At 45.2% G+C, this 15,051-nt stretch carries 12 protein-coding genes, 1 tRNA gene and 1 other annotated feature (1 of these 14 running past the window's edge); all 13 genes read left to right on the top strand.

The genetic code is table 11. The annotated features are described in order from the left end of the window. Positions 1-105, top strand: a binding site (T-box leader) (it extends 120 nt beyond the left edge of the window). Between the two features lie 33 nt (positions 106-138). After that, positions 139-822, top strand: coding sequence for a serine O-acetyltransferase EpsC (gene epsC, locus P8F77_RS12470; protein ID WP_024726993.1), 684 nt, complete (start codon positions 139-141; stop codon positions 820-822). Further along, a complete protein-coding gene (gene cysS, locus P8F77_RS12465; protein WP_148459024.1) occupies positions 819-2,219 on the top strand; it encodes a cysteine--tRNA ligase in 1,401 nt (466 codons plus the stop codon). The genes epsC and cysS overlap by 4 nt, the downstream gene beginning before the upstream one ends. Beyond that, positions 2,204-2,635, top strand: a complete 432-nt coding sequence (locus P8F77_RS12460) for a ribonuclease III domain-containing protein (protein WP_024726995.1) — start codon at positions 2,204-2,206, stop codon at positions 2,633-2,635. The genes cysS and P8F77_RS12460 overlap by 16 nt, the downstream gene beginning before the upstream one ends. Further along, complete coding sequence (rlmB, locus tag P8F77_RS12455) at positions 2,632-3,372, top strand: 23S rRNA (guanosine(2251)-2'-O)-methyltransferase RlmB (protein WP_148459025.1); 741 nt, start codon at positions 2,632-2,634, stop codon at positions 3,370-3,372. Before P8F77_RS12460 ends, rlmB begins: the two co-directional genes overlap by 4 nt. Positions 3,373-3,379: 7 nt before the next feature. Then, positions 3,380-3,958, top strand: a complete 579-nt coding sequence (locus P8F77_RS12450) for a sigma-70 family RNA polymerase sigma factor (RefSeq protein WP_024726997.1) — start codon at positions 3,380-3,382, stop codon at positions 3,956-3,958. Between the two features lie 21 nt (positions 3,959-3,979). Next, positions 3,980-4,684 carry a metallophosphoesterase gene (locus P8F77_RS12445; RefSeq protein WP_024726998.1) on the top strand — a complete coding sequence of 235 codons (705 nt, stop codon included), beginning with the start codon at positions 3,980-3,982 and terminating at the stop codon, positions 4,682-4,684. Positions 4,685-4,733: 49 nt separating this feature from the next. Beyond that, a tRNA-Thr gene (locus P8F77_RS12440) sits at positions 4,734-4,806 on the top strand. 731 nt (positions 4,807-5,537) lie between these two features. Further along, complete coding sequence (gene trpS / locus P8F77_RS12435; protein WP_148459026.1) at positions 5,538-6,545, top strand: tryptophan--tRNA ligase; 1,008 nt, start codon at positions 5,538-5,540, stop codon at positions 6,543-6,545. A 278-nt stretch (positions 6,546-6,823) separates the two neighbouring features. Beyond that, complete coding sequence (locus tag P8F77_RS12430) at positions 6,824-7,978, top strand: BMP family ABC transporter substrate-binding protein (RefSeq protein WP_148459027.1); 1,155 nt, start codon at positions 6,824-6,826, stop codon at positions 7,976-7,978. A gap of 139 nt (positions 7,979-8,117) precedes the next feature. Next, positions 8,118-9,674 carry an ABC transporter ATP-binding protein gene (locus P8F77_RS12425; RefSeq protein WP_024727005.1) on the top strand — a complete coding sequence of 519 codons (1,557 nt, stop codon included), beginning with the start codon at positions 8,118-8,120 and terminating at the stop codon, positions 9,672-9,674. Next, positions 9,661-10,755: an ABC transporter permease gene (locus P8F77_RS12420; RefSeq protein WP_148459028.1), complete on the top strand. Its 1,095-nt coding sequence runs from the start codon at positions 9,661-9,663 to the stop codon at positions 10,753-10,755. The genes P8F77_RS12425 and P8F77_RS12420 overlap by 14 nt, the downstream gene beginning before the upstream one ends. Further along, positions 10,752-11,708, top strand: coding sequence for an ABC transporter permease (locus tag P8F77_RS12415; RefSeq protein WP_024727007.1), 957 nt, complete (start codon positions 10,752-10,754; stop codon positions 11,706-11,708). The genes P8F77_RS12420 and P8F77_RS12415 overlap by 4 nt, the downstream gene beginning before the upstream one ends. 117 nt (positions 11,709-11,825) lie before the next feature. Continuing rightward, positions 11,826-14,951, top strand: a complete 3,126-nt coding sequence (locus P8F77_RS12410) for an LPXTG cell wall anchor domain-containing protein (protein ID WP_287517897.1) — start codon at positions 11,826-11,828, stop codon at positions 14,949-14,951. Positions 14,952-15,051 lie beyond the last annotated feature (100 nt).

Here is a 15,051-nt window from a genome sequence, read left to right as displayed (position 1 = left end):
GGCAGTAGTCCTGTACGTGGCCGGCGTTAACGGAAGGTTAAGGGAAAGCATCCTTAAGGATACTTTAAGTAAGAGTGGAACCGCGGATACAACTTCGTCTCTTTTTTTGAGACGGAGTTTTTTTGTTTGGAGGTAAGTATGGGCTTTAGAGAGTTTGCAAAAAGCCAGTTTGACATCATAAAGGACCGGGACCCGGCCCTTAAAAACCAAAAGGAAGTATATCTTTATCCTTATGTCAGGGCTTTATATTGGTACCGGATCACACACCAATTATATAAGGAAGGGAATTTTTATAAGGCCAGAAAGATTTCACAAAAGATTGCCAGGAAGACCGGAATTGAGATCCATCCGGGAGCACAGATAGGAAAAGGGCTGTTCATTGACCACGGACATGGGGTTGTCATCGGCGAGACTACGATTATCGGCGACAATGTGACCATTTACCAGGGAGTTACGCTGGGAGGCACCGGAAATGAAACCGGGAAGCGCCATCCCACCATTGAGGATAATGTTTTGATCAGCGCCGGGGCGAAAGTACTAGGATCGATCACGATTGGGAAGAATTCCAAGATAGGAGCAGGTTCGGTTGTGGTTTCCGATGTGCCGCCCAACTCGACAGTGGTCGGAGTGCCGGGCAGAGTGATCAAGAGAGACGGGACCAGGATTCAGAGTCTGGAACTTAACCAGATTGACCTTCCGGATCCGGTTGATATGGATATTGAGAAGCTGGCTAAGGAAAATGCTGAGTTAAGAAGTGCTCTCAATATATTTATGGAGCACTGCAAACGTGTAGAGGATGCTGCGAAAGGAGATAAAGAATGAAGATCTATAATACACTGACAAGACAAAAAGAGGAGTTTGTTCCGGTACATCCAGGGAAAGTGGGCATGTACGTGTGCGGCCCGACTGTTTATAATTACATTCATATCGGGAATGCACGGCCGATGATCATTTTTGACACGGTCCGCAGATATTTTGAATACAAGGGATATGATGTCAATTATGTCTCTAACTTTACGGATGTAGACGATAAGATCATAAAAAAGGCCAATGAAGAAGGAGTGTCTGCCACAGAAATCGCGGAGCGCTACATCAAAGAGTGCAAAAAAGATATGGAGGGTCTAAATGTAAAGCCGGCGACCCACCAGCCGAAAGCCACAGAAGAGATTGACGGAATGATCCGCATGATTGGGACCTTGATCGAAAAAGGGCATGCCTACGAAGTAAATGGTACGGTTTACTTTAAAACCCGTTCTTTTGACGGATACGGAAAACTTTCCAAAAAGAACATTGACGACTTGGAGGCAGGCCACAGGGATATTAAAGTCCGCGGGGAAGAAGGCAAACAAGATCCGCTTGATTTTGTGCTTTGGAAGCCGAAAAAAGAAGGTGAGATTGCATGGCCGTCTCCTTGGGGAGAAGGCCGCCCGGGATGGCATATCGAATGTTCCGAAATGTCGAAAAAGTATATCGGGGATACGATTGACATTCATGCGGGAGGAGAGGACTTGATTTTTCCTCATCACGAAAATGAAATTGCCCAGAGTGAAGCATGCAACGACGAATGTTTTGCAAACTACTGGATGCACAACGGGTTCTTAAATATCGACAATCAAAAGATGTCCAAATCGGCCGGCAACTTTTTTACTGTCAGAGAGATCAGTGAAAAATATCCGCTGCAGGTTATCCGGTTTTTCATGCTGAGCGCACATTACCGCAATCCGCTGAACTTCAGCGATACGCTTGTGGAATCTGCCAAGAACGGACTGGACCGTATTCTCACAGCCATTGAACTTGTAAGGGATCAGGCGGAAAAGACAGGATCAGCCGTGAACAAAGAGGAAGAAGAGCATCTTAACGAAGCCGGAAAACTGGTCGGCAAATTTGAAGAAGCCATGGAAGACGATTTCAACACGGCGGATGCCGTTTCTGCTATCTTTGAACTTGTGAAGCTGGCCAATACAACCGTAAAAGAGTCATCCTCTGATTATGCGGCAAAGCTTCTGGAAATCATGGAAACGCTGTGCGGAGTACTCGGGATCGAGACAAAGCAGGAAGAAGAAATTCTGGATGAAGAGATTGAAAGGCTGATCGAGGAACGGCAGCAGGCGAGAAAAGAAAAAGATTTCGCCAGAGCAGATGAGATCAGGGATGAATTGTTAGAAAAAGGGATTATTTTAAAGGATACAAGAGAAGGCGTAAAATGGAAACGAGCTTAATTGAATTTATGACAAAGGGGCTTGACCTGCCTGAAATCGATCCTAAGACTTACTCACCCCTCGGACTCGCCTATATCGGAGATGCGGTCTATGAGATCGCCGTTCGGACACTGGTTATCTCTGAAGGAAACATGAGCGTGAATAAATATCACAAAAAGTCCAGCAGTTTGGTAAAAGCTTCCACTCAGGCCAGGGTTTATGATAATATAAAAGAAAGGCTCACAGACGAAGAGACAGCCGTCTATAAGCGCGGCAGAAATGCCAAATCCGCTACGGCCGCAAAAAATGCTTCGATCGTGGAATACCGGATGGCGACAGGGATCGAAGCCCTGATCGGATATCTGTACTTATCCGGGAGGATGGCACGGGCTGTGGAGCTGATTAAAATAGGATTAGATGTAGGAGAAAATGAATGAGTTACGAAGAATATCTGCTGGCGGGAAGAAATGTGGTGCTGGAGGCACTGAGAGCGGGAAAGCCCATCGATAAGATCTATATTCTGGACGGATGCCAGGACGGTCCTGTCCGGACGATCGTCCGGGAGGCAAAAAAAACAGACGCAGTTCTGAATTTTGTAGAAAAAGAACGTTTGGATCAGCTTACAAAGGAACATCACCAGGGTGTGGTCGCAATGGCCGCGGCCTATGAATATGCACAGATAGAAGATCTGTTTGCCAGGGCAGAGGAGAAGAACGAAGATCCGTTTTTTATTCTTCTGGACGGTATTGAAGATCCTCACAATCTGGGAGCTATTATAAGAACAGCAAATCTTGCCGGGGCTCATGGCGTCATCATTCCTAAAAGAAGGGCAGTGGGACTGACCCCGACGGTGGCAAAAACATCCGCAGGAGCGCTTAATTATACCCCGGTGGTGAAAGTGACCAACTTGTCAAAGACGATGGAAGAACTGAAGGAGCGGGGGTTATGGTTTGTCTGTGCCGATATGGATGGAGACATCATGTACCGCCAGAATTTAACCGGTCCTATAGGACTGGTCATCGGAAATGAGGGCAGCGGTGTCAGCCGCCTTGTGAAGGAGAAGTGTGATTATACCGCTTCTATTCCGATGAACGGCGATATTGATTCTCTGAACGCATCGGTTGCAGCCGGCGTGCTGGCTTATGAGATCGTGAGGCAGAGACTTTTAAAATAGGGGAACTATGAAAGACTTTGAACATTATTCTGACAGGGACCTGTTAAATGAGATAAAAAGCGGTGACGATCAGGCGATGGATTTTCTGCTGAACCGGTATGGGGGACTGGTGCGCAGGGAATCCAGGAAGTTCTTTCTGGCCGGGGCCGATGAGGAGGACTTGATCCAGGAAGGGATGATCGGTCTTTTTAAAGCTGTAAAAAATTATGACAACGAAAAGAACGCTTCATTTTCCACATTTGCATCACTTTGTGTAAAACGGCAGATTTATACGACGGTGACGGCTTCCAAGAGAAAGAAACACGGTCCATTGAACAACTATATCTCACTGTTTAATGAACAGGGGGAGGAAGACCAGTTTATGGAAGAAGACACGAATCCGGAACAGGTTCTGATACAAAAGGAAAACATCTCTAACTACTATAAGAAAATTGAGACAAAGCTCAGCGGCTTTGAGAAAGATGTGATGGAACTTTATCTGAGCGGAGAAAATTATGTGGAGATTGCCGTAAAACTGGACAAACCGAAAAAGTCCATCGACAATGCGATTCAGAGGATCCGCAGAAAATTAGGGGAAGAAAGTTAATCACCCGGAGGGGGAGTATACATGCAGAATGTTTATGTGTTGTCCGATATTCACGGCCAGAGCCGGGCTTTTTTTGAGATGCTGGAGAAGATCCGGTTCTCTTCAGAGGATAAATTGTTTATTATCGGAGATGTGGTGGACCGTGGGCCGGACGGCATCCAGCTGCTGGAATATATAAGGGAACAGCCGAATATGGAACTTCTCATGGGAAACCATGAAGACATGTTCCTAAGAACTATGGATGACGAGGAATCATGGTATGAGACGTGGCTTTTTAACGGCGGAGGGGTTACTTTAGCTTCTCTTATGTCGTTTCCGAAAGAAGAACAGGAGCAGTGTATCGAGTTTGTTCGAAAGCTCCCTCTTTACCGGATGATCACAGTAGAAGGAAAGCGTTATCTTTTGGTTCATGCCGGCATTGATGCAGCACTGGGAGATTCAGAGGAGAAGCTCTCAGAGATGGACCGGGATACTCTTCTGTGGACACGCAGGGAGTTTTTTAATGCCGTCCTCTCCTGTCCGTATACCGTCATTTTTGGACATACGCCTACAGGCGCACTGCTTTATTATGCGGGGACTTTGACGGAAGAAGCCAGGAAGCAGGCTGCCGCATTTCATATCGCAAAATGGGATCAAAGGATCGCTATTGACTGCGGGGCCGCCTATGGTGAAAATCTTGGCTGTCTGAGATTGAATGATCAGGAAGAATTTTATATAAAAATATGAAAAATTATTGACAAGAATCGATCGGTATGATAAATTTAATAACGGTCTTGCTGATGTGGCACAGGTGGTAGCGCACCTCATTGGTAGTGAGGAGGTCACGGGTTCAACTCCCGTCATCAGCTTATCGTAAGAAACGGCTCAAACTATGATTTTATAGGTTTGGGCCGTTTCTTTTACTAAAAACGTTCGAAAACTATATAATAACAATACATGAGACAAAGTCGAGAGGAAAAGCATATAGATACAATTTACAAGGTGATTTTGAAATCTATTTCGGAAGTGAATCCTGAGCCGGATAAGATTGAAGCAATCGCAGAGGCAAAAGCAAATAAAAGTGCTGCAATTTTGCATGAAGATATTCATTGGGATTAGTCATGTTAAACGTCTGTAGAAGCAGATTCTTTGTCACATGAGAAGATGGTAAATCAAAAACAATATTGTTATAAATAGTAAATTTTTATGCGGGTTAAGAGGCACTGAAACACAGGCGATTATGAGACGGGTTACTCAGCTACCCGTCTCTTTTTCTGCAAATGTTACGGATGGGAAAGGGTCTACCCAGGAACAGGTACTCGGAAAAGAAATCGAATACACAAGAACTATATCTACCACTGAAAAGGGAACCCACATAAATATACATATTCTGCTGCTTAACGGCAGTAAGTCTATAATATTTTAGGAATACATAAATAGAAATATGGAGGTAACACAAACTGGAACTAAAGATTTTAAAACAGGATTTTTCGGACTTGACTGAGAAGTTCTGTGAAAAGATTGCGCTGAACGTTTGGAAACTTCCCTGCAATATGATATGATGAATCCAGAGAAAATTTATGGAAGAAAGGAACGACAGATGTTAGACGGAAAGAAATCATTATTCAGTGGCATGCAGGCCACCGGTACTATTACATTGGGCAATTACCTGGGAGCATTAAAAAACTGGGTGGACATTGATAAGGATCAGTATATGTGTTTTTACAGTGTTGTGGACATGCATTCCATCACAGTAAGACAGGAGCCTTCGGAACTTAGAAAAAGGGCCAGGAGCCTTTTGGCACTCTATATAGCGGCAGGACTTGATCCGGTGGAAAACTGTATTTATTACCAGTCACACGTTTCGGCACACGCTGAACTCATGTGGATCTTAAACTGCTTTACCTATATGGGGGAAATGAACCGGATGACCCAGTTTAAAGATAAGTCTCAGAAGCATCCGGAAAATATCAACACAGGACTTTTCACTTACCCGGTACTGATGGCGGCAGACATTTTGCTGTTTCAGTCCGATGTGGTACCTGTGGGGAAAGATCAGACGCAGCATCTGGAGATCACCAGAGATATTGCAGAAAGATTCAACAAGATTTACGGTGATGTCTTCACGATTCCGGAAGCATACATCGGCAAAGTCGGACAGAAGATCATGAGCCTCCAGGAGCCGGAGAAAAAGATGTCCAAATCTGACGAGAATGCCAATGCGCATATACTGCTTTTGGACGACCCGGACACAATTATGAGAAAGTTTAAGAAGGCGGTGACAGACTCCGAGGCATGCATTGCATATTCTGAACAGAAGCCTGGCATCAAAAACCTGCTGGATATCTACTGTGCGATCAATGGGAAGAAACCCGAGGAAGCAGTGGCTGAATTTGATGGCATGGGATACGGCAGGCTGAAAGAGCGGGTCGGAGAGACGGTTGTAGAAGAACTGCGGCCGATTCAGGAGCGCTATAACGATATCATGAAGAATAAAGATTATTTGAATAAGATTATAAAAGATAATGGGGAAAAGGCTTCTTACTATGCGACGAAGACATTGAGAAAGGTACAGCACAAAGTGGGATTTCCCGACCGTATCCGCTGATATGTGCGGGATATGAGTATAAAATAGCAAGATCCGGTGTGAGCAGCTTTAAGAGGCTGTTTTCGCCGGATTTTTTGATGCATAAGGAAAGTTTATAATGAGCAACAGAAAACTGATTCGGGGATCATATTGCTCGCCATTTGAGGCCTGAATAGGCAGGCAAAAGTACCTTGCAGTGGACAGGCACTTTTGTTATAATTTTAATATCATTTAATGCGCGCAGGCGCAGTTTTGGCATCCGTGCACAAGACGGAAGCCAGGCAGAAGGAGGAAGGTTTATGAAGAAAAAAGTTTTGAAAGTCACTGGCATTATTTTGTCGTTAGTGCTTGTCTTGGGATTGATGACAGGCTGCGGCTCTAAAAAGACTACAAGCGACAAGAAGGAGGAGAAAAAACAGTTCAAGATTGCAAAGAAAGATCTGAAGATCGGGGTGATTCATATCTCTGATCCTTCAGAGGGGTCAGGGTATACATATACACATGATCAGGGCATCATAGCGATGCAGAAGAAACTTGGTCTGAAAGACAGCCAGATCGTGAGAAAGACCAATATCACAGACACAGACCCGACCAAGACAGAGACTGCGATCAAAGAGTGCATCGAAGACGGTTGCAATGTGATCTTTGGTACAAGCTGGGGCTATATGGACACGATGGAAGCTATGGCAAAAGAGTATCCTGATGTAGCATTCTCTCACGGAACCGGATATAAGAAGAATGATTCCAACTTTAACAACTATTTCGGAAGAATTTATCAGGCAAGATATTTAAGCGGTATCGCGGCAGGCCTTAAAACAAAGAGCAACAAGATCGGATATGTTGCCGCTATGGGCAAGGACAATGCCGAGGTTACCGGGGGCGTAGATGCATTTGCCATGGGTATTTACTCTGTTAATAAAAAGGCAAAGGTATATGTAAAAGTTACAAACAGCTGGTTTAACCCGAATGAAGAGACAAATGCGGCAAAAGCTCTGATCTCTCAGGGCTGTGACGTGATCGGACAGCACTGTGATACGCCGAACCCACAGCTGGAAGCGGAAAAAGCAGGTGTATGGGGTGTCGGATATAACTCTGATATGACAAAAGATGCTCCGAAAGCTACGCTGACTTCTACTATTTGGAACTGGGGTGCTTACTATACAGAGGCAGTTCAGGAGCTCATCGACGGAACATGGAAGCCGGAAGTTTACTACGGCGGCATGAAAGAGGGATTGGTTGACATTGCTCCGCTTAACAAGAAACTGATCGCTCCAGGTACAGAAAAGAAGATCGAGGAGGCAAAAGAAAAGATGCTTTCCGGCGATTTCAATGTATTTGACGGTGTCATCGAGACCAACGACGGCAAGAAGGTCGGCAAAAAGGGTGAGACTTTAAGCGACGAAGACATCAAAGGAAAAATCAACTGGTACTTCAAAAACATCGTTGTAAAATAAGCAGCACAGCAGAAATTTCCATGAGAGACATGGATGAATGAGAAGGGCATTGTATATTCTGAAACAGAAGGCAGTGCCCTTCTTTCTTGGAACTTAATGAAAGAAGAGAGGCAGAAAACACATGATACGAGGTGATGAAATGGCACAGGAGAAGAAGGATACATATGCCATAGAGTGCAAAGGCATCCGAAAGACTTTTGGGAGTGTTGTGGCAAACAATAACGTAGATCTGGATGTAAAATATGGTGAAATCCTTGCCCTTCTCGGAGAGAACGGTTCGGGAAAGACGACTCTGATGAATATGCTCTCCGGGATCTACCACCCGGATGCCGGAACCATCAGGATCGGAGGACAGGAAGTTTCCATCAATTCTCCGACGGATGCGATCGGCCTGGGGATCGGCATGATCCACCAGCATTTTAAGCTGGTGGATGTGCACAGTGCGATGGATAACATTGTGCTTGGGACAAAAGAAAAGAGAATCCGTCCGAAAGAACTGAAAGCAAAGATCGAAGAGATCAGTTCAAAATTTGGCCTGGAGGTGGATCCGGAAAAGAAGATCTATAATATGTCGGTCAGTGAAAAACAGACTGTGGAAATCCTGAAAGTCTTATACAGGGGAGCGAGCATCCTGATCCTGGATGAGCCGACGGCGGTGCTGACACCCCAGGAGACAGAAAAACTGTTTGCGATCCTTCGGAGAATGAAAGAGCAGGGCTGTGCCATCGTCATCATTACCCATAAATTAAATGAGGTGCTGGCTATCAGCGACCGTGTTGAGATCCTTCGAAAAGGGGAGAGCATCGGGACCGTGGACACAAAAGACAGTGATGAGAAAAAGCTGACAGAGCTGATGGTGGGACGTCCGGTGACACTGGAGATCGACCGTCCCGAAAGGAAGGCCGATGCAGTTCCTGAAATCGTCATTCGCAATCTGAACGTCGAACGTCCGGACGGCACACCGGGTCTTACCAATGTGAATTTTGAACTGATGGAAGGTGAGATCTTAGGAGTGGCGGGAATCGCCGGAAGCGGCCAAAAAGAGCTGTGTGAAGCGATCACGGGGCTCACGGAGATCAAAGAAGGAAGCATCGTTCACAGAGAAGAAGAACTGGTGGGTATGACGTTTAAGGATATCCGAAGCCGCGGCATTCGTATTTCTTTTGTACCGGAAGACCGGCTTGGCATGGGACTGGTGGCGTCTATGGGGATGGTGGACAACGTCCTCCTGAAACACTATCAGGATCAGCAAGGTATTTTTATAGATCGGAAAACTCCGAGAAAGATGGCGGAGAAAATGGTGAAGGAACTGGGCATCCTGACTCCGAGTGTGGATACGCCGGTGCGGATGCTGTCCGGAGGAAACGTACAGAAAGTACTTCTGGGAAGAGAGATTATTGCAGAGCCGAATGTACTCCTTACGGCATACCCGGTCCGCGGACTGGATATCAATTCTTCCTATACTGTATATGACCTGCTTAATGAGCAGAAGAAAAAGGGTGTGGCGGTGCTGCTGGTGGGAGAAGACCTGGATGTGCTCTTATCTATCAGCGACCGTATTTTGGTACTCTGTCACGGAGAAGTCTCCGGCATCGTGGATGCGAGAAAAACGACAAAAGAAGAAGTCGGCCTGCTTATGACAGGAGTAAAAGGAACGAAAGAGGAGAAGGAGGAGAGCACAGATGGAAGCAAGTAAGAAGACAGGAAGGAAACCGCTGCTGCGTACAGTGAAGCGGGCGGAGCTTTCCCGGGAAAAGACCATGATCCTGCGCGCTGCTTCCGTGCTGCTTGCCCTGCTGGCAGGAGGAATCTTCCTCCTGATCATCGGTTTTAACCCATTTACTGTGTATCAGACAATTATAAGCGGAGCCTTCCGGAGTGAGATGGCGGTCCAGGCTACGATCCGCATTATGATACCGCTGCTGATCTCTTCCCTGGGCGTTACCATGGCATTTAAGATGAGATTCTGGAATATCGGGGCAGAGGGGCAGATCATCATGGGAGCAATTTTTGCCACCTATTTTGCACTGTATCAAAATGCGATGCCTCATGTCCTTCTGCTGATCATTATGTTTATATTCAGTGTGATCGGAGGAGGGCTGTTCGGCTTGATACCGGCGTTTTTCAAGGCAAAGTTCAATACCAATGAAACATTGTTTACTCTGATGCTGAATTACATCGCTCTGAATGTGATCGTATATCTGAGGGACGGCCCGTGGAAAGATCCGGCCTCCTCCGGATTTCCCAAGATCGCAAGGTTTGATCTCAACGCACAGCTGGATTCAGTTCTGGGCGTCCAGGCCGGCTGGATCATTGCTTTGTTGCTCACCGCGATCGTCTATATTTATCTGAAATATACGAAGCAGGGGTATGAGATCTCCGTAGTGGGAGACAGTCATGCCACGGCCAAATATGCAGGGATTCCGGTAAAGCGTATGATGCTGCGGACCATGTTTCTCAGTGGTGCTATCTGCGGTATTGCGGGTATGGTGCAGGCAACGGGCTCCGACATGACATTGGCAACCTCTGTGGCAGGAGGAGTCGGATTTACGGCGATCATCGTAGCGTGGCTGGCCCGTCTAAATCCGGCTGCAATCGTGATCGTGTCTTTCCTGTTCAGTATTCTGGAAAAGGGAAGCAGCGTTATGCAGTCCACCTATGGGCTTTCCAGCTATTCGGCTGATGTTCTTCAGGGGATCATCCTGTTTTTTGTTCTCGGATGTGAGTTTTTTGTGCGTTATAAATTTGTCGGAAGAAAAGGAGGTGCCGGGAAATGAGTACGGTATTGAATCTGTTTGTGGCAGCAGTGCTGGCCGGCACGCCTCTGCTGTTTGGCACTGTCGGTGAGATCATGAACGAAAAGGTCGGACATCTGAATCTGGGTGTAGAAGGTATGATGTCGATAGGTGCATGTGCAGGATTTATGGTCGGGTATCAGACGGATAATGTTGTGCTTGCTCTTCTGGCTGCGTTCGCTGCCGGGGTGGCGGCGGCACTGATCTATGCGGTCCTGACGATTACGTTTATGGCGGATCAGAATGTAACGGGGCTTACATTGACTATTTTTGGCGTAGGACTTGCAAATTTTATCGGCGAATATATGCTGAATCATTCTGCCACTCAGTCATTAAAACTTCCGGAACACATTTCTGCACAGATTGCAAATCTGCATATCCCTGTGCTGAGTGATATCCCGGTGTTGGGGAAATTGCTGTTTTCCTACAATATCTTTGTATATATCGGTATTGTGACAGCTGTGATCTGCTGGTACTATCTGCAGAAAACAAAAACCGGGCTCAATGTCCGGGCAGTGGGAGAAAATCCTGGTGCTGCCGATGCAGCCGGAATCAGGGTTATCCGTGCAAAGTATATCAATGTACTGATCGGCGGAGGGATCTGCGGTATCGGAGGAGCCTATTCTGCCATGATCATCTGCGGAGGTGTATGGATCAGCAACTGTGTCAATGGATTGGGGTGGATCTCTGTTGCACTTGTTATCTTTGCATCGTGGAGTCCGGTAAAAGCGATCTATGGATCTCTGGCTTTCGGCTGTTTCAGTGTTTTGAAATACTATGTGCCGAAGAGCATCATCAGTATACCGAATGCATTTTATGATATGCTCCCATTCGTGATCACGGCGCTTGTACTTGTAATTTCCTCTGTCAGGCAGTCAAAAGAAAATAATCAGCCGGCATCCTGCGGGACAAACTATTTCCGGGAAGAACGGTAAGTGAATTTCCCTAAAAGCATTGAAAAATGCGATTTCTATGCTACACGTACACTACGTATAAGCAAAAACAAGAATAAAAAGGTTTATAAATATTTTTGAAGAAAGGAAAGGTCAATTATGAAACGAGCAAAGCAAAGTGAGTTGCTGGCGCTTATGCTGGCGATCACAATTTTGCTGACTATGTTTCCTGCTACAGTTTTTGCGGAAGGGGATAAAGCAGCGGATATGATGACCAGGGCATCAAAGCTCTCGGATAACAGTTCATGGGAGGAGTGTGTCGATTGTTCGCAGGATAAACCACATTTAATTTCAACACCTGCTGATTTAGATAAAATCAGAACACATACTCACACTGAAAACGGAAAAACATCAATAACTGGCTACTTTAAACTTGCAAACGATATCGTTTTTAATGACTCCGATTTTGAAGAAAACGGCGCTTTTTATAATGATGGAGCCGGATGGATTGCAATAGGTAAGGAATCAGCCCAGGCTACTTCTTTAGCCCACTATTTTTCTGGCATTTTTGATGGAGATGGACATTCAATTTGCAATATTAGAACCGGAAATCAGACTACTTCCGTAGGGCTATTCGGGAAAATTGGAGCCAATAATACACAGAGAGATGGTGTGGCAAAAAATTTCACACTCAAAAATTGTATTTTTAATGAAAATTATACAGTTGTATCAGGCAAGATGGATGGAAGAACAACAGGAGGCGTTACTGGTGCACTCCATGGAACAATTTCTAATGTAACCATTGATGGCTGTCGGTTTTATGCAGTAAAAGGGCATGTGGGTTCTATTACTGCTTGGCTTAGTGGCGGAATAGTTGAGAACTGCGTGGTGAAAAATACTACTGTTAAAGCAATTAAAACTCCAGATGGCGGCAACAATAATGGTGATAAAGCTGGGTTAATTTGCGGCAACGCAGATACCGATGCACAGATCCTAAATTGCTCAGTTTCTGACAGTAAAATTACTGCTGAAAGCCGTGGGGCAGGTGGTGTTTGCGGAATGCAATATGGAAGTTCCATCAAGAATTGTACAGTGACTAATTGTGAAATTAATGGAACTGAAAATGTAGGCGGTATTAGTGGGGGTAACTATGCCGGTACTTGGGAAAGCTTCATCGAAAATTGCATTGTATCAGATTGTCAAATCAATGCTACATTAAATGCCGGTGGCATTGAGGGTACTGTCTACGGTGGCACTATATCTGTAAACCTCAAAAATAACGCAGTATTAAATACGAATATAGCACTGATTGGAAATACTGCAAACAATAAAACTGCTGGTGGTCTCTGGGCAGGCTCGGGCGCTAATGTTACAGGAAAGATTGAAAACTGCCTGGCATCCAATGTTAAAATAGATACTACAAAAATTGAAACCCCCCCGACCAGCTTAAAACTTGGCAGCGTTTGCGGATCGGGTGTAGCATCAACAGAAATTTCTAATACGTTTGCCGATGTGGAAATAATTTGCAATGAAACTCAAAACGCAACAGTAGGGGGAATTTGCTCAAATCAAAACATTAAAAGTTCAACAAATAGTTTTTATATTCAATACAATGGATTTCCTTCAACGGATTTTTCTGAAGTATCAGATAGCAAATATGCATTGCAAAAACACAATAAAGCAACCGTTGAATATGGAACAGACATTTCATTGTTGAAACTCTTTAATGCGAAAAAGCTTCCAAGTGGCGATATGGTAAAATATCGCAGCAGTAATGAAGATGTTTTATCTGTTAAAGATAATAATTTAGTCGTTAAAGGAACTGGCGATGCAACTATAACTTGCTATATTGTTATCAATAATACTGAAAAAGCCTTTATTAGCGCTAAGGCTACAGTCACACCGTTATCAATCATCTACGGGACACCGAACGAAACTAACAAGGATGGCCTCCCGTACATTGAATATGCCTTGAATGCAGACGGCACAGCGCCAAAAATCAGCGAGCTGCTAGGGTTTTATCCGACAAAAAAAGGTCCAAACGGCACTTATGAAGCAGATACTTCTAGACGACCAATCTACCTAACCCCAGGTATGGGAAAAGATGGAGATGTGGAATATACCTATACAAACGATGTCAGTGGCAATATCATTATGACAGATACATTGCCGATACACCCGACGAAAGATGCAAACGGAAATCCGCACAGTATCCGAGTTGAAATGAAACTGAAAAATCCGAACTACCGGTTCTGCACCGTAGGTACAAATTGGAAGCCGAAAGATACAATAGTACTTTATGTTACCTGTCATGAAGAAGGACTGACCGAAGTAGATATGTATCTGAAAGGGGATAAAGAACCTCTGAAGAGCTTTGAAGACCGTCAAGAGTATGAGTACAGCGGAAAAGGTATCGTTCCGACAGAACGGAATCTGACCACATTATATACACAAGGTAAAAATAGCCAAAACAGCATTACGGAGTTTACCGTTCATTTCCATGCGGTAGATGAGGGAAGCTCCTTTACCGGAACACACTTGTATAATAAAAAGAGCAGTGAACTGACTGCGGAGGAGATCAGAAAAATTGCTCCGACAGAACCGGGGGTATATTCCTTCGTTGTGAACGGATACAACCCGGATACCAAGACATACTGCTACGTTTCCCGCCGATACAGCATCGTGAAAGGTAATCCCACCGGCAGTCCCACCGTTAACACCGTGAACAGCGGTGTGGCTCTGTCGGAAGTTACCCTGTCAGGCACGATGAAAAATGCACTAGGCGCTGAAGTTGAGGGTACGTTCGCTTGGGATAATGCAAGTCAGATTGTGGCATGCGGAACTGCGTACGGATGGACATTTACTCCGAAAGATATAGCTCATTATAACGCGGTAAAAGGTAAGTCAGTGGTATTATCGCACAACTGGGAAAATGAGTGGAAGAATGATAAAAATAGTCATTGGAAGGAATGCACAGGCTGTGGTGAAAAAAATACTGCAGCGGCTCACACATTCCAGTGGGCTATCGATAAGGAAGCTACGGCTACCGGCAAGGGCATCAAGCATGAGGAATGCTCTGTTTGCGGCTATGAGAAAGCGGCTGTTGAAATTCCGGCAACCGGCGGTACTGAAACCTCCGGAGATAACGACAAGCTGTCTAAAGCGGATACAGACTCTCCGCAGACAGGTGATACCAGCAATATCTTCTTATGGGTTGCTCTGCTGATTGTATCCGGCGGCGCAGTACTGGCGCTGAAGCTGAAAAGAAAACGTCAAAACATGTAAGCCGCATATGCGTTAAAACGCAATCCCGACTGAAAGGGCGGAGGCTTTGAAAGTATCAAAACGGAGCAAATAATTGATAGCAAAAATCCGATGAATACGA

Source organism: Anaerostipes sp. PC18 (assembly GCF_039789045.1).
Classification (GTDB): domain Bacteria; phylum Bacillota; class Clostridia; order Lachnospirales; family Lachnospiraceae; genus Anaerostipes; species Anaerostipes hominis.
Note: the sequence above shows the minus strand (reverse complement) of the source record. Positions and strands in the feature narration are given on the sequence as shown.

Bases quoted from the DNA above. Each gene is read 5' to 3' on its own strand.
- epsC (WP_024726993.1), top strand. From the start codon at position 139: ATGGGCTTTAGAGAGTTTGCAAAAAGCCAGTTTGACATCATAAAGGAC.
- cysS (WP_148459024.1), top strand. From the start codon at position 819: ATGAAGATCTATAATACACTGACAAGACAAAAAGAGGAGTTTGTTCCG.
- P8F77_RS12460 (WP_024726995.1), top strand. From the start codon at position 2,204: ATGGAAACGAGCTTAATTGAATTTATGACAAAGGGGCTTGACCTGCCT.
- rlmB (WP_148459025.1), top strand. From the start codon at position 2,632: ATGAGTTACGAAGAATATCTGCTGGCGGGAAGAAATGTGGTGCTGGAG.
- P8F77_RS12450 (WP_024726997.1), top strand. From the start codon at position 3,380: ATGAAAGACTTTGAACATTATTCTGACAGGGACCTGTTAAATGAGATA.
- P8F77_RS12445 (WP_024726998.1), top strand. From the start codon at position 3,980: ATGCAGAATGTTTATGTGTTGTCCGATATTCACGGCCAGAGCCGGGCT.
- trpS (WP_148459026.1), top strand. From the start codon at position 5,538: ATGTTAGACGGAAAGAAATCATTATTCAGTGGCATGCAGGCCACCGGT.
- P8F77_RS12430 (WP_148459027.1), top strand. From the start codon at position 6,824: ATGAAGAAAAAAGTTTTGAAAGTCACTGGCATTATTTTGTCGTTAGTG.
- P8F77_RS12425 (WP_024727005.1), top strand. From the start codon at position 8,118: ATGGCACAGGAGAAGAAGGATACATATGCCATAGAGTGCAAAGGCATC.
- P8F77_RS12420 (WP_148459028.1), top strand. From the start codon at position 9,661: ATGGAAGCAAGTAAGAAGACAGGAAGGAAACCGCTGCTGCGTACAGTG.
- P8F77_RS12415 (WP_024727007.1), top strand. From the start codon at position 10,752: ATGAGTACGGTATTGAATCTGTTTGTGGCAGCAGTGCTGGCCGGCACG.
- P8F77_RS12410 (WP_287517897.1), top strand. From the start codon at position 11,826: ATGAAACGAGCAAAGCAAAGTGAGTTGCTGGCGCTTATGCTGGCGATC.